This window comes from Gaoshiqia hydrogeniformans (assembly GCF_049347105.1).
Lineage (GTDB): Bacteria > Bacteroidota > Bacteroidia > Bacteroidales > Prolixibacteraceae > Gaoshiqia > Gaoshiqia hydrogeniformans.
Map to the genome: position 1 here is coordinate 4,746,441 of NZ_CP186334.1, position 25,439 is coordinate 4,771,879.

Below are 25,439 nucleotides of genomic sequence, written 5' to 3' on the forward strand. Positions count from 1 at the left end.
TGATCTAAAAGTGTAAATTTCATCAAAAATAACTTGATCCGTCCCAGCAATGGGTGCAAAGCTTTTCTTTGGGAAGCCCGATGGCATCGACCAAATCGTTGAGTTTTTGAAATTTAAGCGTAGTTAAACCGAGATTCTTTCTTATTTGTTCAACCATGGCAGCGTATTGCCCGTTACCCGACTCGGAATAGGCTTCTAAGTTCAGATCTTCGCTGCCTTCAAGTTGCTTGATGGCCTTCCGGGTTGCCAAATCGAGGCTGGTGCGCGAACGGCTGAAATTCAGGAATTCGCAGGGATACGTCAGCGGCGGACAGGCAATGCGCATATGGATTTCTTTGATTCCACCGGCGTGTAAATGGCATACATTATCTTTCAACTGGGTGCCGCGGACAATGGAATCGTCTAAAAAAATGCCGCATTTCCCTTTGATGACCGCCTGGTTGGTAATCAGTTTCATTTTGGCCACCAGGTCGCGGGTTTCCTGGTTCTGCGGCATGAAACTACGGGGCCAGGTTGGTGTGTATTTCGAATACGGGCGCTTCAGCGGAATCCCTTTCTCGTTACTGTATCCCATTGCATGGCCAATGCCCGAATCGGGAATGCCGGCTACAAAATCAGCCTTCACGTCGTCATTTTTGGCCAGGGCCGCGCCGCAACGGTAACGGACTTCATCCACATTGATGTTTTCGTAAAACGAAGGCGGGTAACCGTAATAAACCCAAAGAAACGAACATACCTGCATGCGGTCGTTCGGTTTACGCAGTTGATGATAGCCGTCGGCTGTAATTTCTACAATTTCGCCGGGCCCAAGCAAATAGTCCATTTCGTAGCCGAGATTCGGGAAGGCGCTGGTTTCGAACGAAACGGCATAAGCCTCCTTCTTTTTCCCCAGAATGATCGGCGTTCGCCCCAATTGATCCCGTGCAGCAATCAATCCTTTTTCAGTCATAATCAGCATGGAACAGGAGCCTTTGATCAACTCGAAAACATGATTGATGCCTGATAGGAAGCTATCGCATTCGGCAATCAGCATCGCAACCAGCTCGGTTGGATTAACGGTGCCCTGGCTGGTTTCCGAAAAAGTAAGCCGCTGTTTCATACAACGTTCTTCCAATTCATCAGCGTTGGTAATTTTACACACGGTAACAATGGCAAAACGCCCCAGGTGAGAGCTCACCACGATGGGTTGAGCCTCGAAATCGCTGATCACGCCAATCCCGCAGTTGCCCGAAAAACCTTTGATGTCGTTATCAAACTTATTTCTGAAATAACCGTCTTCGAGGCTATGAATAGCCCGTTGAAAACCAGTTGTTTTTGAGTAAAAAGACATCCCCGCCCTTTTTGTGCCAAGGTGCGAATGGTAGTCCGTACCATAAAACACATCCATCACGCAATCCTGCGTCGATATACTTCCAAAAAATCCGCTCATAATAATAACAATCGTTAAAACCGACATTCAAAAATAAGGGCGGCAAGTTAATAAGATTTTACTTTATCCTGCTATCTTTGCCATTGGCAATGAGGTCTGCCATTAACCGCCTGCAAAATAAGGGCTGATGACTTCTACCATAACGAATACAAATTCAAAAATTTTGAATTTATGGTAAGCTCATTCATCAGAATAACAATCCGATTTCTCCGGATTCAATCCGAACTGAAGTATAAAATTAAATTTATCAACCTAAAAATCAGCTCATATGAGTTTTACACACGAAGTTGAAGGGATGATTTGCGTTGCTCAGGGAGCAAATCATGGCCCGGCTCCAATACCCGAAGAAGGACGTTGGGTAAAAGCCAAAGAGGTAAACGACATTTCGGGGTTAACCCACGGCGTTGGCTGGTGCGCACCGCAACAAGGAGCCTGTAAGCTTACCTTAAATGTAAAAGACGGGATTATCCGGGAAGCGCTGGTTGAAACACTTGGCTGTACCGGGATGACGCATTCGGCAGCTATGGCTTCTGAAATTCTTCCCGGAAAAACCATCCTTGAGGCGCTTAATACCGACCTGGTTTGCGACGCCATTAACACCGCCATGCGCGAGCTTTTCCTGCAAATTGTCTACGGACGTACTCAAACTGCTTTTTCGGAAGGCGGGCTCCCCATTGGCGCCGGATTGGAAGATTTAGGGAAAGGTTTACGCAGTGTTACCGGAACCATGTACGGAACGGTAGCCAAAGGCCCCCGCTACCTGGAAATGGCCGAAGGTTACGTCACAAAAATCGGGCTGGATGAAAATAACGAAATTATCGGTTACGAGTTTTTGAACCTGGGCCGGATGCTCGATCTGATCAAAACCGGAGTGGACGCCAACGAAGCGCTGAAAAAAGCGTCGGGCAAATATGGCCGTTTTGACGAAGCCGTAAAAACCATTGACCCACGTAAAGAATAGGAGAAAACAACTATGCCATTATTTGAAAGTTATGACAGACGGATCAAACAGATCAATAACATCCTAAATTCCTACGGGATCTCATCGGTTGAAGAAGCAAAGAACATCTGCGACGACAAGGGCGTTGATGTGTTCAAAATTGTAAAAGACGTTCAGCCCATTGCCTTTGAGAACGCTTTATGGGCATACACCGTAGGCGCTGCAATTGCCATCAAAAAAGGGCAAAAAAATGCAGCCGACATCGCAGCTACCCTCGGAGAAGGCTTACAGGCATTCTGTATCCCCGGCTCGGTTGCCGACGATCGTAAAGTAGGCCTTGGCCACGGCAACCTGGCAGCCATGTTGCTGCGCGAAGAAACCAAATGTTTTGCCTTTCTGGCCGGGCACGAATCGTTTGCTGCCGCCGAAGGAGCCATTGGCATTGCCAAATCAGCCAACCGTGTCCGTAAAGAGCCTCTCCGCGTTATCCTGAATGGCTTGGGAAAAGATGCTGCAAAGATCATCGCCCGGATCAACGGCTTTACCTACGTCCAAACGCAATTTGATTATTATACCGGCGAATTGAAAGAGGTTGAGCGTATTGCTTACTCCAAAGGCGATCGGGCAAAAGTTAATTGTTACGGCGCCGACGATGTCCGCGAGGGCGTTGCCATCCTGCACAGCGAAGGCGTTGACGTATCGATCACCGGTAACTCAACCAATCCGACCCGCTTCCAGCACCCGGTTGCCGGTACCTACAAAAAAGAATGTATAGAACAAGGCAAAAAATATTTTTCGGTGGCATCGGGTGGTGGCACCGGACGCACTTTGCATCCCGACAATATGGCTGCCGGCCCCGCCTCATATGGGATGACCGATACGATGGGCCGGATGCACAGCGATGCTCAATTTGCCGGTTCATCTTCTGTTCCGGCACATGTGGAGATGATGGGATTGATCGGAATGGGTAACAACCCGATGGTTGGCGCATCGGTAGCCGTAGCCGTGGCCATTTCGCAAGCTTAAATCTTTAAAAATAAAATTGTTCTGAAAATACGAAATGCCGATGCAGGTGAAGCTCAGCTGTTACCGAATCCGGTAAGGGTAAGCTGCCTCAGGTTTTAAGATGCTATGATCAAAAAGATTCAACAATCATTTGACCAATACCATATTTTACTGTATGTGGTCAAATGGTTTTTCCTGGCCATGCCGGTGGCTTTTGTGGCCGGATCGTTTGTCGCTCTGTTTTTGTTTTTGCTCGAACAGGCAACGCTAATTCGCTGGGGAAACGGCTGGTTGCTTTATTTTCTGCCGCTTGCCGGTGTCGCGATTGTTATGTTGTACCGTTTTAAGGGGAAAAATGCCGAAGCGGGAAATAACCTGGTGATGGACGAAATACACAAACCCGGTGGGGGCATCCCTGCCCGGATGGCTCCTTTTGTATTAATCACGACCGTTGTTACCCACCTGTTTGGGGGTTCGGCCGGACGCGAAGGTACAGCCGTGCAAATCGGAGGCAGCGTAGCTAATTTCATTGGCAAAAAGATGAAGTTAAAAAAAGAAGATCTCCGCATTTTGTTGATATCGGGTATGGCAGCTGGCTTTGGCGCCGTTTTTGGCACGCCGGTGGCCGGAACCATCTTCGCGCTTGAGGTGATGGCCATTGGCCGTATCAAATACGATGCCCTGCTGCCTGCTTTTTTTGCCTCGGTGATGGCTGATAAAGTTTGCTCGGCATACGGGATAGGCCATACGCATTACCATATCAATTTTCATGAACAGGCAAGCGCAGGTGCTTCCTATTTCAATTTCGACCTCTCCCTCATTTTATACGTGGCACTGGCAGGTGTTTTATTCGGACTGGCCGGTTATGCTTTCTCCGAGATGTCGCATACCATAAAAAACCTGACCGCAAAATACATTCGCCGGAAATTTATAGTTCCGGTGTTGGGTGGCTGCATGGTCATCGCCCTGTCGCTGATCCTGGGCACCAACGACTACTTAGGGCTTGGCGTCACCACCTCCGACGGAACCGGAAACAGCATTGTCAATGCGTTCATTCCCGGAGGCGTCGACCCCTTCAGTTGGTTCTGGAAGCTGTTGTTTACGGCCGTCACCTTAAGCACCGGGTTTAAGGGAGGCGAGGTTACCCCGCTGTTTTTCATCGGCGCCACCCTGGGCAATACCTTGGCAACCATCACCGGGAACCCGGTTGAGTTATTTGCCGGACTGGGCTTTATTGCCGTATTTGCCGGAGCGACCAACACCCCCCTGGCATGTACCATTATGGGGGTTGAACTGTTCGGCGGCGAACATGTTTTATACTATGCCATTGTCTGTTTTATCGCTTACTATTTCAGCGGGCATTCCGGCATATACAGTTCACAGCGGGTTAGTGTTTCAAAAGCCGGTTTAAATGATCATCTCGGCGAAAAAAACACCTTAAGTGATATCCGCGAAAAGAAGAAGAATAAAACGGATTGATTTAAAACGGATGTGCGATATGGTTAATTTTGAATTTTGGATGGCCTTGGGAACGGCTTTTGTCTGCCTGGCCATTAACTTTTTGGTCAACGCCTCCCTTAAGCAACGGATAAAAGCAGATCGCCGGAATGAGGGGCCTGTTACCTTACAACGCTTAGCCGGGGTAGTTAATTTTGGAGGACTGCCCGTGCTGATGATTGCTTTATTTTTACCAACAACATTGTCAGAATACGGATTGATGCTCAGCCAGCCGCGGGCGACTGCTCTTTGGGTGCTCATTTTGGGAGCGGTCATCGTACCGCTTGGCATTTCGCGTGCGAATAGCCCGTCGAACCTGGACATGTACCCGCAAATTCGTAACCCGGTGTGGAATTTCAGACTGCTTGCCGGCAGCGCGTTTAGCTGGGCCGCGTACCTGCTGGCGTACGAATTTTTCTTCCGCGGATTTTTACTCTTTGCCTGCGAACGCGCTGTTGGCGCCATACCCTCCATTGTCATCAATGTGGTTTTATACGCAATCGCCCACATCCACAAAGGCAGGTTTGAAACGATCGGGTCCATTCCTTTAGGCATAATTTTATGCATCGCTACCCTCACAACAGGCTCAATCTGGGTTGCTTTCGGAGTGCATCTCATCATGGCCTGGTCGAACGAGTGGGCATCGCTTGCATACCACAAACACATTTCTTTTAAATCGGGAAAAAATACACCTGACTAAGCATTATGCTGCAAATCATTTAAATGTTGTTGATATGAACATCTTGGTAACAGGAGCAACCGGCTTAATCGGCAGTCAACTTTGTATGAGGCTCGCCAACGAAGGCTACCAGGTACACGCCTTGTACCGGTCGGCAGCAAAAACAAAAGATCTGGACCATCCGGGCATCCGCCTGTTTGAAGGAGACATTCTCGATCCGGATTCGCTGAATAAAGCCGTTGCCGGATGTCAGGCCGTTTTCCACCTGGCCGCTTTTGCCCGGGTTTGGGATAAAGACCCTCAAACTTTTCGCCGGATCAATGTACAGGGTACATCAAATGTCCTTCAGGCTGCCCGCGATGCCGGAGTGAAACGCGTTGTGCTCACATCAACAGCCGGGGTGTACGGTCCTTCCGTCGACGGAGTAATTAACGAACAAACAAAAAGGACCATCCCCTTTTTTACAGCCTACGAAGAAACCAAAGCAGAGGCTGAAACACTGGCGCTGAACGCTTCAAACGGTTATCCTGAAGTCGTCATCGTAAACCCGACCCGCGTGTACGGTCCGGGCCTGTTGAGCGAGAGCAACGGTGTTACCCGTTTATTAAAGCTCTATGCTGAAGGAAGGTTCGGGATCATCCCCGGAAACGGGAAAAGCATTGGCAACTATGTTTTTATTGACGATGTGGTTGACGGGCACCTGTTGGCCTTTAAGCATGGCCGGCCAAACGAAAATTACCTGTTAGGAGGCGATAATGTCAGCTTCAACGAATTTTTCAGCTGCGTGGCTTCCGTTACCGGCAAACAAAAACCGATGATCCGTGTTCCTGAAAAACTTTTAATGGCGGTCGCTTTTTTGTTTGAATTGCGTACTGTTGTTTTCCGCGTGGCGCCCCTGATCACCCGCGAATGGGTAACGCGATACCTGTACCACTGGGACGTGTCGAGCCAAAAAGCCGTTACCGAACTGGGCTACAAAATAACGCCCCTCGAAGAAGGTTTAAATAAGACCTGTGACTGGCTGAACAGCTGAACCGGCATCTTTCTGTACCGAAACCTTGTTTCTTCATAAACAGACTGCTGTAAACTTTTTAACGGCCGGGGTGTTTTCATCTAAAATACGCGGCATGCGAACAATAAAACGAATACACAAACCTGTTTATGAGCCCATTGACGATCTGGTTACCTACCGGGTAATTCCAACGCCATCGGTTAATTACCTCGATCCGTTTCTGTTTTTAAACCATCACGGGCCGCAGGTATATAAAGCCAAAAACAAAGGGCTTCCTTTTGGACCCCATCCGCACAGGGGTATGGAAACTGTTACCTTTGTGCTGAACGGCGATATTGCTCATTTCGACAGCGGTGGTGAAAAAAGTATCATCACTGCAGGAGGTGTCCAGTGGATGACAGCCGGCAGCGGATTAATTCATTCGGAGGTTTCCTCGGATGAATTCAAAGAAAACGGCGGGAAGTTGGAAATTTTACAACTATGGATTAACCTGCCGGCGCACCTGAAAATGACGGAACCTTTTTACAAAGGGCTTCAAAAAGAAGCCATCCCGCTTATCCTCTCCGACGACGGGAAGGTGAGCATAAAACTGATTTCCGGCGCATACAAGGGTGTTGAAGGACCTTTTTATTCGCCTATTGGAGCCCATCTGGGAACCATTCATTTTGAAACAGGAGCCGAATTTAGCTTATCCGTTCCCAATGAAGAAACCATCTTTTTTTACCTGATCGGCGGAGAGATGACGGTCAACGGCCGGCTGATCCAGGAAAAGAGCCTGGTTGAATTTAAGAACGATGATACCCGAATTGATGTACTGGCAACAAAAGAAAGTTGCTTACTGCTTGGACATGCATTACCGTTAAACGAGCCGGTTGTATCGCAGGGCCCGTTTGTTATGAATACACAGGCCGAAATCAGGCAGGCTTATGAAGATTACCACGCCGGTAAATTTGGCCGCTGGATGTTTTGAGTACTGATAGTCCTCAGTATCGAGTGGTGAGTCTAAAGTCTTTAATCTTAGTATTCAATCATGCGTTACGCTTAATCATTGCGCAAAGCTTCGTATAAATTGCCGCGTACCGACAGACGGTTTGCGGTAAACACCCAAAACCAGGCGCTGAGCAGTACAAGTGCGAATACTCCCAGGCTCCAGTATAGCAGGCCGGCATACAGCTCCGAAACCAACGCCGGAAAAACAGACAGCACGGCCGCAGCCAATCCGGTAAATAAAGCCAGTGTTACAACATACAGGTTTCCGTACAGAATCATCTTCCGAATTTTTGCCTTACTATATCCGGTGGCTTCCAGTAAGGCAAATTGCGCCCGTTTCTCGAAAATACCCCGGTAAATGATAATTCCTAAACCGATTGTTCCGATTAATAAACCTAAAGCGCCAAGCATCAGAAAAATATTCAGATAGGTATTTTCAATCTGATAAAACAGCAACAAACGGTCTTTCGCAGTCGAAATTTCCATACCGTAGTTCCGGAATGCTGAGCGAAGCGCCTCCTCCTCCTTGTAGTCAGCCTGAATCAAAAACAGCCCTGAGCCGCTCACCGAGGGAAAATTGTCGTAAAAATAATGGTCTCCAATCAGAATATTTCCCTGGAACACCGAATTGGCTAATCCGCCAATCAGTTTCAATACAAGTGATTCTCCGGATTCGTTCTGATAAACCAGCGTATCCCCAACCGATTTGCCCAAGCCCCACTTGATCACCGTTTGGTCGGCAATGGCCGGTATCTGCCCGTGAGCCAGTTTTTTGTTTAACGACCGCCAGGGATGTTCCGGATCCAGGTCGCCGGTTTGTGTAACAAACGAAAAAGCTTTTTTCCGGTCGAAGACAAGCGGGTTGAAACCCAGCAAACGGGGACGCGAAACCCGGTTCAGGTTCAGGCAACTGGCATCGTCGCCGGGCACTGCCTGAAATTGGACAAATTCTGCATTCAAATCCTCCAGGCCCACTTCAAATTGACCTTCAGGGCTATTCAAATCAAACAAAACCGGAAAACTGCTTTGCGCAAAAAATTGATATCCGCCGGTTCCCGATCCGGGTTCATCGGCCCGGCTAAGCAAATCTTTTCGGTTCATTCCGGTAGCAAGTACCAAAAATACGCCAACCGACAGAAAGCTAACCACCAGTACGTTCCTGCGTTTATCGGATAATACCAACGACCATACCAATGAGTTAAACGACAGTTTTTGAGTCGACCGGCTCATCATTTTGCCAAAACGCCAGGACAGCAACAGAATTAAACCAGGCAATAATAAAAACCCGCTGATAAAAAAGAGCATCGGTTTTATTTCATCGCCGGTTCCGGCAGCGAGCATCAAAATCAGTGCGATCATAACTAATCCGGCCCCAAGCCGGAAGGTCCGTTTCGAAGATTTGTCTTTTTCGTCGCCGGCACGTTGCATTTGCACCACTTGTTTCCGGGCATACTGCTTCAGAATAAACCAAACACTGACCAGACTGATCAGCGCAACGAGGATTGTCGCCTTTACAATTGCATTGGGAGTAATGTGAATGTGCAGGATAGACGTGCGGACAATGTCGTGCCAGATTGAATTAATTGCGTCCAAAATCAGTCTGTTATAAGCCAGCCCAAGCGGAATACCCAACAAACAGCCCGGGATAACCAGGAAAATCGCTTCTGCAAAAAACAACTGACGAATTTTTACAGCCGGAAAGCCAAGAGCATGTAAGGTTCCGATTTCTTCATGGCGAAAGTTCAGGTACTGCTGAAACATGAGATACGCCAGCAATAAAGCGGCAACCAGCACAAAAAAGCTCAGCCCGATGAAAAGTTCCGAAAAATCGGTTCCCTGTGCGGCGGCCTGTAAACCTTCGGCCTTTGTTTCGGTAAACTGAAAACCAACCTGTTCGGGCTTAAGTTCGGTTAGCGCCAGCTTTTCAAATTCAGCAGCCTGCAAACCGCCAATACGAAGGGCCGTTGACGATCCAAAGCGGTTGCCCCACAATTGCCGGGCTGTTACCAAACTGACAAAGGCTTTAGGCGTACCTTTAAATTTGTTCCAGTAATCTTCGTCTTTTTGCCTGATTTTAGTTAAATCAACAGGAACACCGGTTTCCCAGTCGCTGCAATGCCCGGCATCCGACAAGCCGGGAATATCGGGCATCAGGTTGACGTCGGCCCAGCTCCCTTCCAGGTTAACGATACGGGCCACCCGCAACCAGACCGTTTTTTCGATCAGTTGCCGAAGCGGGCCAACTTCAAAATAATTTAGCTGTAGTGAATCTCCGGGTAATGCATTCAAATCATCAGATAACCAGCTATTTAAGATAAGTTCATTATCGGCTATGTTTAATTCATCACCCGGCAAACCGGCGATAAACGAATAAGGAGTCAAAATATTGCCATGCCTAATTTCATTCACAAAATAGCTGAACACCGGAACGGAAGTCGGAGCTGACTCTGACAAGCGATCAGCGACGGCAGGTTCAATAAAGACCCGGCCTGAAGTCAGCTCGGTGTATTGCAATGCCGAATTTTCACGAATTTCCAGGCTCAGATCTTCCAACTGCCAATGGCGGGAGATGCGTTCCGTCAAATCCGGTTTTGACAAACCTGAGCCGTGAACCAGGATTAAATTGGCCTTGCCTTCGAGCTGCATTTGGCGGTTCAGGAAATCGAGCGGTACAAATATATTTTTGGGGGCCGACTGGATGTTTTGCAGGTTGAAGTTGCCGCTTTGCCCGGCTGTAGCAACCGCTTTCACTTTCACCCGGAATGACAGCGTACTTTCATCGGCCGAAACAAACGGCGTATTGGCCGGAAAAGCCGTTAACTTATTGACACGCACCAGCAGTTCTTCGCCTGGCTCAATTCCCAGGATTTGCGCCAGTTGTTCGTTGATCACCGCTTCATTTCCGGTAATTGCATATAAATCCTGATCTTCGGTGAACGCACCAAAACCGGGTGCGATTCCCCACACCTGCACCTGGTTAACCCTGGCCGCCCCACCGTTCAAAACAGCCATCCCGTTTGTGAAAAGCATCGGACAGGTCTGCAAGTCGTCTTCAGCCAACTCATCGGCCAGTGCTTTCCTGAAAAGCCGTTCCCCGCCCGAAATCAGCCAGTCGGTATTTCCCAGGCGTTGCAGGGTAATTTGCTTCAAACTATGCGAAACCGTGTCGCCAATCACGAAAGCCCCCAGCAATATAGCCGTACTGAGGGCCACGCCCAGGATTACGGTAAGATTGAGTTTCCAATGATGAAGCAGCGATTTTATGGCATAACGAGGTAGGTTCATAAGCCGGCTGATTGCAGTTTACCATCGACCAGTTGGTAGATTTTATCCATTTTTGAAGCCAGTTCCATCGAATGAGTAACCACAATTAAGCTCACCCGGTCGTCTTGATTTAACTCCAGGAGCATCTTCGTTAGTTGAGCGGATGAATTTTTGTCTAATGCCCCGGTTGGTTCATCGGCCAGCAAAATTCTGGGTTTATTGATCAGAGCGCGGGCTACCGCTGTCCGCTGGCACTCACCTCCGGAAAGTTGTCCCGGTTTCTGATGCTTTAATGCAGCAAGTCCGAGGCGATTGATCAGCCTTTCCGCCCGTTGCAGCGATTCCTGATCGACCGTTGATTTTTGGGCGAGCGCCGGCACCAGAACATTCTCAAGCAGATTGAGTTGCGGCAGCAAGTGATGAAACTGAAAAACAAATCCCACACAGCGGTTTCGGAATAAGGCCAGTTCTTTTTCATTTTTTTGATAGACTGGTTCTCCGTCAATCAGTATTTCTCCTGAATCCGGCCGGTCTAATGCCCCCAACAAATTGAGCAGGGTGGTTTTTCCCGAACCGGAAGGGCCAACAATAGCGACCCGCTCCCCCTCCTGAACGGTCAGGTTCAGACGATCCAAAATAACCCGTTTCTCCCCTGAAGATGAAGTATAACTTCTGGTAATGCCTCTAACTTCAAGCATATTAATGACTTCAAATATTCAATAACTAATAACCAATGACTAATGACTAATGACCAATGACCAATTAACCAGTTAACCAATCACCTTTTCATAAATTGTTACAAGTTTCGCTGCCTGTTTATGAATATCAAATTGTTTTTTCACCCCGGCTACACCTGTCAGGCTCATTTCATGCAGTTTATTTTTATCGAGAATCAGGCTTTTCCATGTTTTAGCCAACTTTTTGGGGCTGTTTGGCCGATAGGTCATTCCGCCGCCATCGGCCAGGCCGATAATTTCGGGGAAAGCCCCCAATTCCGGCTGCACCAGCGGTATTCCCGAAGCCAGGGCTTCCAGCTGGTAAAGTCCAAAGGCTTCGCCGTTCAGCACCGGAACGGTCAGTACAGCCACCGAGTTGAAAAAATTCTGTCTCGATGCCCCCTCAAATTCATCCACCCAGAACACATCCTGTTCCAGTCCGGCTGCTGCGATCTTCATCTTTTGTTCTTTTATAAACGAGGTATCATCGTTGGTTTTTCCACCTGTGATTTTCAGTTTTACCGGTTTATATTTTACTTCTTCTTTTAAGAGAATAAAGGCATCAATCAGGATGCCGAGCCCGTTTTCTTCGCACATCCGCGAAATATAGCCGATCACCGGTTCTTTTTCCCGGACATCAAGTGACTGATAATCTGATGGATCAACACCAATATAGTTAACATGCAGTTGTTCTTTGCGAATACGCAGCTTTTTAACCATCTCCCGTGCGTAATATTGACTAACCGAAACAAATGCATCAATCTCTTTCCCCCGTTCCTCCATCAATCGCCACACTTCTTCCCGGTGCTTTTCGCTCATCACATCCACCCAAACATCCTCGTCCTGAAGCGAACAAACCACCGGAATATTCAGGCGTTGTTTGATTCGCCTCGCCAAGCCCAGCAATAGGGCATTCGACAGGTGAACCACGTCGGGTTTAGCTTCATCGCGAAGCCATTCTACCAGGCGTTCAAGCTCCTCCTTCTGAAGACCGTCTTCGCCCAGCAACATGGATACGGTCATTTCTTCGAGTCCTTTTGCCCTGGTCGAACCTGCATTTTGGGCTGCCAGATTAAGTACAGGTCTCGAATTCAGCATCCGATCCACGAAGGCCGGCATATATCTGAAAACCGGGAAACGTTGTTTCAGGTAAATATCAACTGCGCCGTAAAATACCGGCACTTCCGTCAGGTCGCTGCCATCTTCAAAAATGGGCAAGTACAAAGGAACTTTTATAACTTCCTGACCTGCATCCTTTAGCGCTTTCATGTATTTGCTGTCGCGCAGGCAATTTCCGCAATAGAAGCTACCTCCGGAACCGGGTATGATATGTGCGATTTTCATAGAGTTATCATTTTTGCCTCCGTTAAAAACGAAACAGGGGATTTACTTTCCGAAAAATAATTTCCATTCGAAGTTAGTAAATAAACCGCTAACAGGCAGAAAATGTTGAAAAGTCATGCGAACCTTCAGTGAAAGAGAGTTCCCTGAAGATTCGCATGGATAATGATAAAAACGGAAAAATTTTGACCCGGATCAGCTTAAAAACTTTTTTCTCAGATCGTCGACCTGTTGTGGGTTTATGGGAATTAAGTTACCTAAAGAAGCGCCCAGTGTCAGGGACTTCGCACTAAATTCGGCTACTTCCAGCCGGTCGAAGGTCCCCAGCAGTTTATCGCCCGTGATCAGCACCGAGTCGTTGTTTATGATTACAGCCGGCGTGTTTTTCGACAGGATGTTCAGGATCGTTTCCTGACCCGCAAAATGCGATCCGAAAGGCACATTCGGCACATCCTGCAGGAAAATCCAACTTTCGGGGATGGTGCGAACGTCAAATTTCGTGTCGGTCACACTGTAAGCCATCAGGTAGGGAGTTTGTGTGAGGATGATGGAATTCACATGCGGGTTCCGTTTGTAGATTTCCTGGTGCAGCCAGGTTGAACGGCTCGGAATTTTACCCGGTTCGCGTTTGCCGTCCTTAATTTGCACGATATCTTCGTTTTGAATATCCCAGCGCGAAACTTTTGGCGGAGTGATCAAAAAATCGTTGTCTCGCCAGCGTACTGAAACTGTTCCGTACGAGCTGATCATCAATCCCTGATCGCAGGCGCGGTGGACAATCCGGGTGATTTCTTCGCGAATGGCCCGTTCGTCTGACGGATGTTCAACCGAATCCATCTCGGGCAACAAGCGGGGAATCTGGTTTTCAAACTCCTCAATTTGCTCGTCGGTGAGGTAATTGGGTGTGCCGATGGTGCTGCCGTAGATGATGGTCCGCGCACAAAACTCCAGGGTTTCAAATCGCTGGAACGCATCGTTCAGGTCCGATCCTCCAATCACTGTCCCGTGGTTTTCCATGATCACCGCCTTAAATCCCTTGCGAAACTCTTTGGCAATTTCCTCGCCAAGCCAGTCACTCCCGGGAAGTTCATAAGCAGCATACCCAATATCGCCGCAAACGTATTTTGCCTGTGGAATCACATTGGTATCGGGAATTTTCCGGACAATACTAAAGGACACCAGAGCAGGCGGATGCGCGTGAATAACCGCTTTAATTTCGGGGCGACAATCGTAAATGGCCTTATGAAAAGGATATTCGGATGATGGCTTATGGCGGCCTTCAATTTTCCCGTCTCTTCGCACACAAACAATATCGGACGGGCGAAGCGAGCCTTTGTCAATCGCCGAGGGAGTTACCCAGATATCGCCGTTTTCATCCATGATGGAAATATTTCCGCCTGATGTGGTGGTTAAGCCACTCCGGTAAATCTTGCTGATGATCATCGTGATCTGATCACGGGGGTGCATCAATTTGGTGTCTAATCGTCTCATGTTGTCAGTTGCTTAACAGGGTTACAGTGAACTTATTCGCCGACTTTTTATCCGTATTTTGTTTTTTATTTTTCAAGCAGAATCACCAGGCCTTCAGCCCCAGATCGAGTTTCGACAAGTCAGCGCCGTCAAAGGTATCTGCAATAACAAGGGCTGCTCCAAGCGCGCTGGCATTATCAACTTCAGAAGTGTATACTTTCTTTCCGGTAAAGTGTTTGGCCAGAAGCCGGATAAACAGTTCATTTCGTGCAAATCCTCCCGATATGTAGATATTTTTGGTTTCATCATTGCGGGGAATAACCAGCTTGATTGCCTGAATACAAAGATTGGTCAATTCAATGACCAGTTTGGTATAAGCTTCTTCATAGCTGTTAAAAGCAGCCAGCCTGACTGATTTCAGCCCTTCTTCAAAACTTTCTTTCCCTCCCGGGAAGAAAACAGCCTCTCCGTGATTCTTCTGTATTGCAGCATTGACGAGCTCTTCGCTAAATATCACCGTCTTAAACCGTCCGGTTTCCACCTGAAAATGTTCGGCCAGTTTCTCCGCCCACACCTCGTGAAAATGCCCCATAAACAGGCGCGACGATTTTACCTGCTGCATCTCCGGACTCAAGTAACACAGGCAATCCTGCTTCAGCTGTTCAGCCGTTAGCGGCTCACTGTTAAACGGATTCATACTGATACACCAGGTTCCGGTAGACACTAAAATAAATTTTTCCCGGCTGCCTTTTAAGTAAGGCACCAGCGAAGCTGAGCTATCGTGCATGCCGGTTCCTGTGAGAACAGATTTTTCGACCAGTTTTGCCTGAAAAACAACGTTGTTGGTTACCGGTTGCGGCAACGAAATTCCCTTGTCTGAAAGCCACCGGTGATAATTCATCTGATCAAAATCCCAAAGAAAGGTATGGCACCCGATGGAGGTTGGCTCCGCAACAATTTGCTTACAAAGCGAATAAGACAAATACTGCGGAAAATGCAAGATGGATTTTACATTGGAAAAAATTTCCTGTTTTTCCTGTTTCAGCCACAAGATCTGGATCCCCGAATTCAGCAATAAGCCGAGCGCGGGGCTGGCTGTTTTCCTGCAAAATTCGTCCTGGCCGCCGTAAGCGTCAAACAGGCTGTTGGCGATCTGTCCGGCAACCGGTTTTAAGTAGTTGTAAACCGGAGTCAGCCGGTTGCCCTGTTCGTCCAGGAACATCAGGGAGGCCCCGTAGGTTGAAAAATTCACTGCAACCAGGTTATACTCACCGCTAACCGCCAGCCGGGATAATTCATCTTTCATCCAGCAGGTTATCAGGTCAATATCATCACATTCAAACCCGTCGTCGTCGGTTATAACAGGAAACTTTTGCTCCTGCTGAAAAACCATTTGCAGATTTTCATCAAAGAGCAAAAGTTTTTTATTTGTTTTCCCTATGTCGAAAACAGCAATTACTTGTTTCATAAGAATAAATTAAAGCCGGGATACCAGGCCAAATCCATCGCCCGGTATCCGGCATTTTGTATCCCGTGCCGATCTTTTAACCGACTATCGTTTGCTCAATACCTCTTTTTCGTACTGTTGAATTTCAGCAATATACTCCATACCCACCGGAACATTTTCCTGTAAACAGTAATAATCCCATACTGCGCTGAACGGCATCGTTTTTAATTCTTCGAGCGTGGCCAGCCGTTCGAAGTTTTTCCCGGCTTCTTCCAATTCAACCAGGGTTTTTGTTGGTTCCAGCAGGGCAATCATAAATGCTTTTTGTGCCGCACGGGTCCCGGTTACATAGGCGCCGATACGATTAATCGACGCATCGAAGAAGTCTAAGCCAATATTAACACGGTTCAAATAATTGTTCCGGACAATCTCGGAAGCGATCAGTTGTACGTCTTCATTGAGCGTAACCACATGGTCTGAATCCCAGCGAATAGGCCGTGTTACATGCAAAAGCACCTCGTCGACAAATTGCAGACAAGCCGAGATTTTATCTCCTACCTGCTCGGTTGGATGAAAGTGTCCGTTATCCAGACAGATGAGTTTGTTGTTTTTGATGGCATAGCCCAGATAGAAATCGTGTGAGCCTACCGTCATCGATTCGGCTCCGATACCAAACAATTTACTTTCCACGGCATCCTTCATCTGCTCTTTCGGATAAGCAACGGCCATCGCTTCGTCAAGCGATTTCTTCAGCAATACGCGATGCCCGTTACGGTCGACCGGCGTATCTTTCGATCCGTCGGGAATCCAAGTGTTGTGGACGCATGGCGTATTCAGTTGTTTCCCGATCTCGGCGGAAATAGCGCGGCAACGTTTCAGGTGCTCCACCCAGAACCGGCGATTTTCCTCATTTTTGCTTGACAGGGTAAACCCGTCGGCCGCTTTGGGATGCGAAAAGCAGGATGCGTTGAAATCCATGCCGATTCCCTGTTTTTTACACCAATCAATCCAACTCTGGTAGTGTTTGACCTCTATTTGATCGCGATCGACCAATTCTCCTCCAAAATCGCCGTAAATGGCATGAAGGTTCAAGCGTTGTTTTCCGGGTAAAAGTGATAATACTTTTTCCAGGTCGGCGCGGACTTCGGCAATACTGCCGGCCTTTCCGGGATAGTTACCGGTAGTCTGAATACCACCGCCCGAAAGCGTTGCATCGGGAGTTTCAAAACCGCCCACATCGTCGGTTTGCCAGCAATGCAGTGAAATCGAAACTTCACGCATCCGTTTTAATACCGCATCGGTATCGACCCCCAGTGCGGCATACTGTTCTTTGGCTATGCCATAAGCCTTTTTAACCAATTCTTTGTTACTCATCTTAAACAATTTAATTCGTGTATTTTGTATCTTCATCAACAATTCAGAATCCGGCTGCAGGATAACTGAAGCGGTAGTTTCCTGAGCCTAATTCGATAACCAGTTCATTGGCCGACTGCTGTATTCTTTTTTTCATTTCACTGTTCAACGGCGAAGCATTCAGCTTTAGCTCTTCGGCTTTTGCCCGCGGCAAGCTCACGGTTGCCGTTGTATTGGCAGGGATAGTTACCTCGTAGATAAAATCTTCGCCTTCAAAGCTCCATGCCGATTTAACCGGACCGTACAGGGACAGGAAGTCCGCCCGGGCATTCGTCAATCCGCCACCGGGATGAGGTTTCAGCAATATGTGTTTATAGGCCGGATGCTGCGGGTCAATATTAATCCCGGCAACATGGTTGTACATCCACTCTCCGATGGCACCGTATGCATAGTGATTGAAACTGTTCATGCCGACGTTCTGGAACGTACCGTCAGGTTTCTGACCGTCCCAGCGTTCCCAGATCGTTGTTGCCCCTTGTGTGACCGGGTATAACCAGGATGGATATTCTTTCCGGTTGAGCAACATAAACGCCAGTTCGTCGTATCCGTGAGCCGACAAGGTTTTGCACAAAAGCGGGGTTCCTACAAATCCGGTCGTCAGGTGGCCAAACTTCCTGACATCTTCGGCCAGAAAAGCGGCTGCTTTCGAAACCAGGTTTTCAGGAAGAAGGTCGAAGGCAAGCGCCAGCGAATAGGCCGTTTGGGTATGCGAGGCCAGCCGTCCGTTTGGCGTGACAAACTCGGCATTAAAGGCTTTTTTAATTCCCTCGGTCAAAAGGGCATATTTTTCCGAATCTGCCGTGTTTCCGATAATTGAAGCAATTTTGCCCAGCAATTTTGCCGAATAGAAATAGTATGCCGTGGCAATCAGGTCTTTTTCGGTTGTTGCGCCGGTATAGTCGGAGCGGTCGCTGGCAAAGGCCAGCCAATCGCCGAAATGTTGGTCCCCGGTCCACAGGTAGTCCTCTCCTGCCCTGTTTTTCATATAGTCAACCCAGGCTTTCATGCTCGGGTATTGTTCTTCCAGAATACGTTTATCACCATATGACAGGTACATCGTCCAGGGGACAACCAGGGCAGCATCGGCCCAGGCGGTAGAACCGCCATCGCCTTTCAGAACATCCGGAATAACATGCGGTACCTTTCCGTCGGGTAGCTGGTCGGCAGCCAGGTCTTTCATCCATTTGGTATAAAAGCCGGCTACATCATAGTTGAAAGCGGCCGTTGTGCTAAAAACCTGGGCATCGCCTGTCCAGCCCAGCCGTTCGTCACGCTGCGGACAATCGGTCGGCACATCCAGAAAGTTACCGCGTTGTCCCCACTGGATATTTTGTTGTAACTGATTGATCAGCGAATCGGAACAGGCAAATGTTCCTGTCGGCGGCATGTCTGAATGAATGACTACGCCGGTCAGGTTTTCCAAAGAAGGCGTTCCCGGAAATTCTTCCAGTTTTACAAACCTGAAACCATGAAACGTAAAGTGCGGTTCATACACTTCTTCAGCTCCACCTTTGAGTATGTATACATCGGTGCATTTGGCCGAACGCAGGTTGTCGGTATAAAAATTTCCTTCTTTATCAAGTACTTCCGCAAATTTTATGACCACCCGGTCGCCGGCTTTTCCCCGCACGTTTAAGCGAACCCAGCCAACCATGTTCTGGCCCATATCAAACACGGTTTCACCTTTGGGAGTGGTCATCAGCTTAACGGGTTTTATCTCCTGTATGGCCCTTACCGGAACACCTTGCGGTGTAGTCAACACATTTTTGTTCAGGTCGGGCACCGCCACTTCACCCCAGTTGCTGTCGTCAAAACCGGCGCTTGACCAGCCGGACATTTCCAGCCGGGCATCGTAGGTTTCTCCGTTGTAAATATCTGAGCTAATGATTGGCCCGGTAGTTACTTTCCAGTTCCGGTCGGTAGCGATGGTTTCCGTTGTTCCGTCGGCGTAAGTAATAACCAACTGGGCCAGCAAGGCAACTTTATCGCCGTAATAGCCATTTTTGTTTCCCCAGCCAATATTGCCCCTGTACCAGCCGTCGCCCAGTATGGCCCCCAAGCCATTTTTAGGTTGAAGTAATGCCGTTACATCGTAAGTCTGGTATTGAAGCCGTTTGTTGTAGCTGGTCCATCCCGGGGTGAATAAATCGCTGCTTACCTTTTGGCCGTTCATGTACAGTTGATAAAGGCCCAGCGAAGTAACATAAACGCGGGCCGACTGCACTTTTTTACTGATTGAGAATTCGTTTCTAAAGAAAGGACTGGGTTTCGACCGGACTTCTACTTCCGAAGGAATAGAAATCCAGGAAGCTTTCCATTCGTCGGGAGAAAGAATCCCCGTTTCCCAGTATGCCGGGGCGCTCCAGGCGGTCGCTTTATGCTGTTTATCCCAGATGCGCACTTGCCAGTACGCCCGTTGCATCGATTTCAGCGCCGGGCCGCCATATTCAACATTGACCGATTGATCCGATTCAACTTTCCCGGAATTCCAGATCAGGTTGCCTTTCGGATCAGTGACTCTGATTTCATAAGCAGTTTGTATCACGTTTTGACCATCGGACTGAATTTGCCAGCTAAGCCGGGGGTTTTGAACTTCAATACCAACCGGATTGACGAGGTATTCGCAAATCAGTTTTCCAACCGTATTTTTTGCTGAAACCGAAAAGAACAAGCCGGTTGCCAGGGACAATGTCAGGAAAAATCGAAAAAGATGATTCATTTGTTTCATTTTGTTAGGATTGGTTTAGTTTATTCCATATAAAATACTTCTTCCAAGGGAATGGTAACCGGCGAATGATCCGGTTTTGTCTTCATAATATCGGCCATATAGGCCCACCATTTCTGAACGATCTCCGTTTTTCCCAGATCTTGTGAACCACCCTCCCCGCTTACTTTCTGAAATGCAAACAGGGTGTTGGTTTCTTCATCCAGAAAGATCGAATATTCGCTGACCCCCGCATTTTTCAATAATTTCTTCAGTTCCGGCCAGATTTCATCATGGCGCTTTTTGTATTCTGCCTTTTGACCTTCGTTGAGGTACATTTTAAAAGCCAGTCTTTTCATTTTTATAAATATTATCAGTTATTCAACTCAGTCTTCGTCACACATCACCCTTTTTACCGCTTCCAGGTAGCCAAATCCATGAAGCATGTCGGGCAGGAGGTAACTGCCTTCAACCCATTCGTTCCAGGCGTTGATGGTAATCAGCCGGGGCTGTTCGGGATGGCTGTCGGCATATTCCCTGGCTTTGGTTAACAAGGCTTCAAAGCTGGCGGGCGTATTGTGATCATGCACCACATCTTTGATCCCTTTTGCCGGGAATCTGGGCGTATCGTCCCAGCCAATAGAAACACAGGGAAATACCGGCACATCCAGGATCGAATCCATTTGTGCCCTTATTTTTATCGAATTGGCGCCGTAAACCAGGTAATCTTCATTCAGGCCTCCCATGTTATACATGGCCACGCTGTTAAACCCCATGTCTGTTACTTTTTCAGAAAAGCGTGCAGCTGCTTCGTTCGACATGATGGAACCGCCACCTTGATTCCATTGAATATGCAAACCCGGGAATCCGGCCTTTTTGACTTCTTCCCTGAAATAATCCAGCGCTTTACGGGTTTCGTGCACACTTCCGCCAAAACTTTTCAGCAGATTGTCGACACTGAAAACAGAAAACACCGGTTGTCCGTCGATTTTTAAATAGTTGGGCTGTTTAAAGTATTGTTCGATAACCCGGTCAACGATGATTTTGAAGTTCTCCCAATCTACCACTCCGGTCCAAAGCAACGACGTATCGTCGGTATACTTATGCACGTTCCAGTAGTTATGCTTTACATCGTGGTTGGCCCACATAATATAGAACTGCATTTTCGAGTTATTTTTTGCCTTCAGGAAACCATTGTTGAGTGAACTTTCCAAAAACGGGCCGTCGCCGAACCAATACCAGTCGAACACAAAGGTATTGACGCCGTGGCTGGTGGCGACATCAATCCATCGCTCCATCACCTGCGGATCATCATCCATTTCGTAACCCCACAAAGGCAACCTCGGCTGGTAATGCCCGTCAAAACGGGGATTGCCCTTTTTGATGATTTCCCATTCACCGGCACCTTCGGGCCACAACATGTCGCCAAAACGTTCGTCGTGGTGACATGAAGGCCAAATATAGGCCGCAACGATATAATTGTTTTTTTTCGTTGGGGCTGCACCTTTGTCTCCTGACAAGGTACACGAGAAGAAAACGGGAAATACAGTCAAACAAAAAACAAACAAACTATTCCTTCTTAAGGATGTGATATTTATTCGTTTCATTTTTCTTCAATTTTATGGTATTTCTATGTTCTGGCCGGGCCATTATCGTTTGGTTTTCTCCAGAACGAGATTATACTGTCCCGAGACAAGTTTTACCACATTCGATTCAGAACCAAAATCGATGTTTCGACCTTTTGTATCTGTCCGGTTTTTAAGCTGATATCCATCCGGAACCGTAAGTTCAGAAGTCGTATTGGGCGGAATAACAACATTCATTTCTACCTTATTTTCAGCTCGTTTCCAGTTCGAAACAATCGTTCCATGCAAACATTTATGACTGGTTTCTACAAATGAAATCTCGTCGGGAAATACCGGGTTGAGCCGGAAGTGGCTGAACCCCGGATTGGCCGGATCAATTTGAATGCCGCCCAACGCTTTGAAAAACCAGGTACTGAAATCACCCAAAAAAATATGGTTTTGCGAACCTTCACGTCCATCCCAGTCTTCCCATAAGGCTGTAGCTCCCAGTTCAATCCAAAGTCCCCACGACGGAAAATCTTTTTGGTTGATCATTTTGTAAGCCAGCTCATGCTTACCATGTTCGCGTAAAACATTCAACACGTATTTGCTTCCAAGTAAACCAAAGTCAGGATGGTCGTTCTTCTCATTTATACTGGCAATCAAGTCATTTACGGTATTTTCAACAGCCTGTTCCGGGGCCAGTCCCTGAAACAGGGCACAACTCAGCGCAGTTTGCGTTTGCACCCGGTAACGGTTTGTTTCCGGGTCCAGGAACCTGTCGTTAAAAGCCGTTTTAATCTCTTCGGCCAGTGCGGCATATTTCTCCCGGTCGGCTGTTTTTCCAAGGATACCGGCCATCTTCGAAAGGGTCAGCGCATCGTAATAGTAGTAGCCGGTCGAAGTCACTTCAACCGGAGTTTTAGTCAATGAAACCCAGTCGCCCAGTCCAATATGCTGAATTCCGTGATCAGCCCGCGTTACCAGGTAATCGACGTAACGTTTCACGGCGTCATAATTTTCAGCAAGAACGGTCGTATCGCCGTAATATTCGTACAAAGTTTGGGCAATCACCGGTAAAGCGCTATCCCATGCAGGCCCGTTGCCCCAATGATATCCCCAGCCCGAAGTGGGCACAATGCCTGGCAGTTCGCCTGTCGGACGCTGTTCGTCGCGCAGGTCCTGCAACCATTTCCGGTACGGCATCATGCCGTTAAAGTTCCACAGACCCAGCTCGCTGGCAATATGCGCATCGCCCGTCCAGCCATTTTTCTCCCGGTGCGGACAGTCGGTCGGGATACTGTGAAAATTACTTAAGTACGAGTTCATCGTTGCCTGGTAGAGTTTATTAAACAGCTCGTTCGAACAACGGAAATCACCTGTTTTTTCAAAACCGGTATTTAAGAAAAGACCTTCTATTTCGATTTCAGACAAATCAACAGCAGGCTCCGTATTTAGTTGAACATACCGGTAGCCATGATAGGTGAAACGAGGCGTATATTCTTCTGCTTCGCCTCCTTTCAGGTAATAGATATCGGTTTGAAAAGGCAATGCATCTTTGGCAATCCGCATATGGCGGGCAATAATTTCCATTGCGACCGAATGGTCTTCGTTGGCCTGTTCGCCAAACTGCATGGTCACTTTTGTGCCTGTTTCGCCTTTAATTTTCAGACGGGCTGTGCCGGCAAAGTTTTCTCCCAGATCAAAAACATAACTTCCGGGGCTTAGGGTATGTACTTTTACCGGTTTCAGGCTGCGTACAATTTTGATCGACGGCGCTGTTTGGGGCGATAAAACGCCTCCCGGCGATTCGGTCAGCAAAACGGGCGACCAACCCGAATCGTCGTAACCGGCCAACGACCAATTTCCCAGGTCGAGACGGGCATCGTAAATTTCGCCGGCATACAAACTGTTAAACCGTAAGGGTCCTTCACTGCATTTCCAGTCTTCGTCGGTCGATATAAATTCAACCGAGCCGTCGTTGTATTCCAAACGAATGTCCATCAGCAACCGGGGCGATTTACGCCAGGGCGCCTTTTCGAAGTACCATACTGCTTTTGACTGGACATTATACCAACCATTGCCCAGGATGACGCCAATTCCGTTCCCCCCGTCTGTTAACATACCGGTAATATCGTAGGTCAGGTAAAGCGTACGACGGTCGAAACGGGTGTAGCCGGGTTCCAGAAAGCTGTTCCCTGCTTTTTGATCGTTTACATACAGTTCGTGATAACCCAGTCCGGCAACATAAGCGGTAGCCCGTACCAAACCGGATCTTGTTCTTATTTCTTTTCTGAAATACGGAGCAGGTTGCGAAGCCGTATCGTCGGTGTTGGTAATCCACTGCCCTTTCCATTCGGAGGGGTCCAGATAAGCGGTTTCGAAGGTGCCCGGTTCCGAAAACGAACTGGCATTTCCCTCGTGGTCCCATACTTTTACCGTCCAGTAGTACCGCTTACACGATTGAAGCGAAAGGCCCTGGTATGGAATCCGGCTGACAGGACTTTCCTGCTTACCGCTGTTCCACAAATCGGCCTGGTCGTCGCTCAGCAAGCCGGGCGAAGAGGCCACCAATACCTGGAATGCGGTTTGCCTCGCTCCCATCCGCTCATCGTTGAGCCGCCACGATAAAAGCGGCGCCGGATTGTCGATACCCAAGGGATTCACCGTATAATCGGCCTTCAATTCCGTCGGCAGCCCGTTGTCGTTCGTTTCGTGCCGGCATGAAACCGATGATAAAGCCGCGACAAGAACGAATACAAATAAAAATAGTCTGTTCAGGTTCATATTATTTTGGTTTATGGATTAGGTTCAGACCGGTTACTACATGGAATTGCCAATACCAACCAGGAATACCGACAGGATAATAACACTAATCCCGGTAATGATGGTCGCTTTCGTTTTTTTAGAAGTTCCGTTCCATTCTTTACGGACAATTCCCCACATATTGGCCGTCAGAATGATGGTTGACATATGAAGGATCCACGAGCTTGCGCCGTTGCCCAATTTACTCTCCCCCATTCCGTAGAAGAAAAACTGCATAAACCAGGTTGTTCCGGCCAGGGCCGAAAACAGGATATTACGGGCAATCGGGGTCGAGGTATTGACAAAATCGCCATAGGTTTTATTCTTCATCGTTAAAATGGCAGTCCAGATGAAGTTGGTGGTCAGCCCTCCCCACAAAATCACAACAAATGTCACGTTGTTCTGAAACAAGGGGTTATAACCGGCAACGACGGCAGCATCGGCCATCGATTTTCCGGCTTCGATGCCGAAGTTAAAAAACGAACTCAGAATACCGGAAATGATCGCGATGATCAAACCCTTAACCAGGCTGAACTCAGCTACACTCTTTTTACTTTCCTCTTCCGAAATATCGCCTTCTTTCATCATTCCTGCCCAACCCGAAACGGCAATCCCGGCCAAACAAACCAAAACACCCAATAAAACGAGTTTTCCGCCCGGCGTAGCCAGCATGTCGGTAAACGAAATTTTTCCTTCAGTAGGATTGAAATTGTAATAAATTGAAGGCACAATAGCGCCAAAAGCAGCACAAAAACCGAGAGTGACTGAGTTACCCAACGACATTCCGAGGTAACGCACGCCCAGGCCATAAGTTAAGCCGCCAACGCCCCAAAGCAAGCCCATTAAAAATGTAAGTAATAAAATTGGCCTCGCTGTGGCCACAATGATGTCTGCAAATCCGGGGACAGTTAAGTACGCGGCGATTGGCGGCACAATCAGCCAGGAGAAAAGTCCTCCAATAATCCAGTAACTTTCCCAGGCCCATCCTTTCACCTTATTAAAAGGCATGTAAAAACTGCCGGATGCAAAACCTCCGATCGAGTGAAAGATAATTCCTAAAATTGCTTGCATAGTTTAATTAGATTAATCAGGTTTACTATTGATTATTTGATAATTTTGGTTTGAATTTATTTTACACCGAGAATCAAAAATAGGTTGATAT

18 protein-coding genes and 1 riboswitch are annotated in these 25,439 nt (G+C 47.8%); of the genes, 6 read left to right on the top strand and 12 right to left on the bottom strand.

Annotated features, from left to right (window positions below):
* Positions 1 to 22: 22 nt before the first annotated feature.
* Entirely contained in the window at positions 23 to 1,429 is a 1,407-nt protein-coding gene (locus tag ACOIT5_RS18905) for an amidophosphoribosyltransferase (protein WP_423127729.1), read from the bottom strand.
* 76 nt (positions 1,430 to 1,505) lie between these two features.
* A riboswitch (Fluoride riboswitch) is annotated at positions 1,506 to 1,573 on the top strand.
* Positions 1,574 to 1,697: 124 nt separating this feature from the next.
* On the opposite strand from ACOIT5_RS18905, the gene ACOIT5_RS18910 reads away from it, so the two are divergent.
* The 6 genes from ACOIT5_RS18910 to ACOIT5_RS18935 all read left to right on the top strand — a co-directional run bounded on the left by ACOIT5_RS18910 (position 1,698) and on the right by ACOIT5_RS18935 (position 7,532).
* On the top strand, positions 1,698 to 2,390 hold the full coding sequence (locus ACOIT5_RS18910) for an iron-sulfur cluster assembly scaffold protein (protein ID WP_423127730.1): 693 nt from the start codon (positions 1,698 to 1,700) through the stop codon (positions 2,388 to 2,390).
* 12 nt (positions 2,391 to 2,402) lie between these two features.
* Positions 2,403 to 3,395: a GGGtGRT protein gene (locus ACOIT5_RS18915; protein ID WP_423127731.1), complete on the top strand. Its 993-nt coding sequence runs from the start codon at positions 2,403 to 2,405 to the stop codon at positions 3,393 to 3,395.
* A 309-nt stretch (positions 3,396 to 3,704) separates the two neighbouring features.
* Positions 3,705 to 4,853: a voltage-gated chloride channel family protein gene (locus ACOIT5_RS18920; RefSeq protein ID WP_423127732.1), complete on the top strand. Its 1,149-nt coding sequence runs from the start codon at positions 3,705 to 3,707 to the stop codon at positions 4,851 to 4,853.
* Between the two features lie 19 nt (positions 4,854 to 4,872).
* A complete protein-coding gene (locus ACOIT5_RS18925; protein ID WP_423127733.1) occupies positions 4,873 to 5,571 on the top strand; it encodes a CPBP family intramembrane glutamic endopeptidase in 699 nt (232 codons plus the stop codon).
* A gap of 34 nt (positions 5,572 to 5,605) precedes the next feature.
* Positions 5,606 to 6,583 (top strand): SDR family oxidoreductase, encoded by a 978-nt coding sequence (locus ACOIT5_RS18930; RefSeq protein ID WP_423127734.1) that lies wholly within the window; start codon positions 5,606 to 5,608, stop codon positions 6,581 to 6,583.
* A gap of 94 nt (positions 6,584 to 6,677) precedes the next feature.
* Positions 6,678 to 7,532, top strand: a complete 855-nt coding sequence (locus ACOIT5_RS18935; protein WP_423127735.1) for a pirin family protein — start codon at positions 6,678 to 6,680, stop codon at positions 7,530 to 7,532.
* Between the two features lie 71 nt (positions 7,533 to 7,603).
* Here the strand turns inward: ACOIT5_RS18935 and ACOIT5_RS18940 are convergent, their stop codons facing one another.
* From ACOIT5_RS18940 to rhaT, 11 genes are all read right to left on the bottom strand, one after another.
* On the bottom strand, positions 7,604 to 10,837 hold the full coding sequence (locus tag ACOIT5_RS18940; RefSeq protein ID WP_423127736.1) for an FtsX-like permease family protein: 3,234 nt from the start codon (positions 10,835 to 10,837) through the stop codon (positions 7,604 to 7,606).
* Positions 10,834 to 11,514 carry an ABC transporter ATP-binding protein gene (locus ACOIT5_RS18945; protein ID WP_423127737.1) on the bottom strand — a complete coding sequence of 227 codons (681 nt, stop codon included), beginning with the start codon at positions 11,512 to 11,514 and terminating at the stop codon, positions 10,834 to 10,836. Before ACOIT5_RS18945 ends, ACOIT5_RS18940 begins: the two co-directional genes overlap by 4 nt.
* A gap of 72 nt (positions 11,515 to 11,586) precedes the next feature.
* Entirely contained in the window at positions 11,587 to 12,876 is a 1,290-nt protein-coding gene (locus ACOIT5_RS18950; protein ID WP_423127738.1) for a glycosyltransferase family 4 protein, read from the bottom strand.
* Positions 12,877 to 13,068: 192 nt separating this feature from the next.
* Complete coding sequence (locus tag ACOIT5_RS18955; RefSeq protein WP_423127739.1) at positions 13,069 to 14,364, bottom strand: class II aldolase/adducin family protein; 1,296 nt, start codon at positions 14,362 to 14,364, stop codon at positions 13,069 to 13,071.
* Between the two features lie 82 nt (positions 14,365 to 14,446).
* Positions 14,447 to 15,811 carry an FGGY-family carbohydrate kinase gene (locus ACOIT5_RS18960; protein WP_423127740.1) on the bottom strand — a complete coding sequence of 455 codons (1,365 nt, stop codon included), beginning with the start codon at positions 15,809 to 15,811 and terminating at the stop codon, positions 14,447 to 14,449.
* Between the two features lie 84 nt (positions 15,812 to 15,895).
* Positions 15,896 to 17,164 (bottom strand): L-rhamnose isomerase, encoded by a 1,269-nt coding sequence (locus tag ACOIT5_RS18965; RefSeq protein ID WP_423127741.1) that lies wholly within the window; start codon positions 17,162 to 17,164, stop codon positions 15,896 to 15,898.
* A gap of 43 nt (positions 17,165 to 17,207) precedes the next feature.
* A complete protein-coding gene (locus ACOIT5_RS18970; RefSeq protein WP_423127742.1) occupies positions 17,208 to 19,922 on the bottom strand; it encodes a glycoside hydrolase family 78 protein in 2,715 nt (904 codons plus the stop codon).
* A 29-nt stretch (positions 19,923 to 19,951) separates the two neighbouring features.
* On the bottom strand, positions 19,952 to 20,266 hold the full coding sequence (rhaM, locus tag ACOIT5_RS18975) for an L-rhamnose mutarotase (protein ID WP_423127743.1): 315 nt from the start codon (positions 20,264 to 20,266) through the stop codon (positions 19,952 to 19,954).
* A gap of 27 nt (positions 20,267 to 20,293) precedes the next feature.
* Entirely contained in the window at positions 20,294 to 21,514 is a 1,221-nt protein-coding gene (locus ACOIT5_RS18980) for a glycosyltransferase WbsX family protein (protein ID WP_423127744.1), read from the bottom strand.
* Between the two features lie 42 nt (positions 21,515 to 21,556).
* Positions 21,557 to 24,259, bottom strand: coding sequence for an alpha-L-rhamnosidase (locus ACOIT5_RS18985; protein WP_423127745.1), 2,703 nt, complete (start codon positions 24,257 to 24,259; stop codon positions 21,557 to 21,559).
* 36 nt (positions 24,260 to 24,295) lie between these two features.
* Positions 24,296 to 25,348 (bottom strand): L-rhamnose/proton symporter RhaT, encoded by a 1,053-nt coding sequence (gene rhaT / locus ACOIT5_RS18990; RefSeq protein WP_423127746.1) that lies wholly within the window; start codon positions 25,346 to 25,348, stop codon positions 24,296 to 24,298.
* Positions 25,349 to 25,439 lie beyond the last annotated feature (91 nt).

Excerpts from the sequence above, each read along its gene's own strand:
- ACOIT5_RS18905 (WP_423127729.1), bottom strand. The coding sequence starts at position 1,429 with ATGAGCGGATTTTTTGGAAGTATATCGACGCAGGATTGCGTGATGGAT.
- ACOIT5_RS18910 (WP_423127730.1), top strand. The coding sequence starts at position 1,698 with ATGAGTTTTACACACGAAGTTGAAGGGATGATTTGCGTTGCTCAGGGA.
- ACOIT5_RS18915 (WP_423127731.1), top strand. The coding sequence starts at position 2,403 with ATGCCATTATTTGAAAGTTATGACAGACGGATCAAACAGATCAATAAC.
- ACOIT5_RS18920 (WP_423127732.1), top strand. The coding sequence starts at position 3,705 with ATGTTGTACCGTTTTAAGGGGAAAAATGCCGAAGCGGGAAATAACCTG.
- ACOIT5_RS18925 (WP_423127733.1), top strand. The coding sequence starts at position 4,873 with ATGGTTAATTTTGAATTTTGGATGGCCTTGGGAACGGCTTTTGTCTGC.
- ACOIT5_RS18930 (WP_423127734.1), top strand. The coding sequence starts at position 5,606 with ATGAACATCTTGGTAACAGGAGCAACCGGCTTAATCGGCAGTCAACTT.
- ACOIT5_RS18935 (WP_423127735.1), top strand. The coding sequence starts at position 6,678 with ATGCGAACAATAAAACGAATACACAAACCTGTTTATGAGCCCATTGAC.
- ACOIT5_RS18940 (WP_423127736.1), bottom strand. The coding sequence starts at position 10,837 with ATGAACCTACCTCGTTATGCCATAAAATCGCTGCTTCATCATTGGAAA.
- ACOIT5_RS18945 (WP_423127737.1), bottom strand. The coding sequence starts at position 11,514 with ATGCTTGAAGTTAGAGGCATTACCAGAAGTTATACTTCATCTTCAGGG.
- ACOIT5_RS18950 (WP_423127738.1), bottom strand. The coding sequence starts at position 12,876 with ATGAAAATCGCACATATCATACCCGGTTCCGGAGGTAGCTTCTATTGC.
- ACOIT5_RS18955 (WP_423127739.1), bottom strand. The coding sequence starts at position 14,364 with ATGAGACGATTAGACACCAAATTGATGCACCCCCGTGATCAGATCACG.
- ACOIT5_RS18960 (WP_423127740.1), bottom strand. The coding sequence starts at position 15,811 with ATGAAACAAGTAATTGCTGTTTTCGACATAGGGAAAACAAATAAAAAA.
- ACOIT5_RS18965 (WP_423127741.1), bottom strand. The coding sequence starts at position 17,164 with ATGAGTAACAAAGAATTGGTTAAAAAGGCTTATGGCATAGCCAAAGAA.
- ACOIT5_RS18970 (WP_423127742.1), bottom strand. The coding sequence starts at position 19,922 with ATGAATCATCTTTTTCGATTTTTCCTGACATTGTCCCTGGCAACCGGC.
- rhaM (WP_423127743.1), bottom strand. The coding sequence starts at position 20,266 with ATGAAAAGACTGGCTTTTAAAATGTACCTCAACGAAGGTCAAAAGGCA.
- ACOIT5_RS18980 (WP_423127744.1), bottom strand. The coding sequence starts at position 21,514 with ATGAAACGAATAAATATCACATCCTTAAGAAGGAATAGTTTGTTTGTT.
- ACOIT5_RS18985 (WP_423127745.1), bottom strand. The coding sequence starts at position 24,259 with ATGAACCTGAACAGACTATTTTTATTTGTATTCGTTCTTGTCGCGGCT.
- rhaT (WP_423127746.1), bottom strand. The coding sequence starts at position 25,348 with ATGCAAGCAATTTTAGGAATTATCTTTCACTCGATCGGAGGTTTTGCA.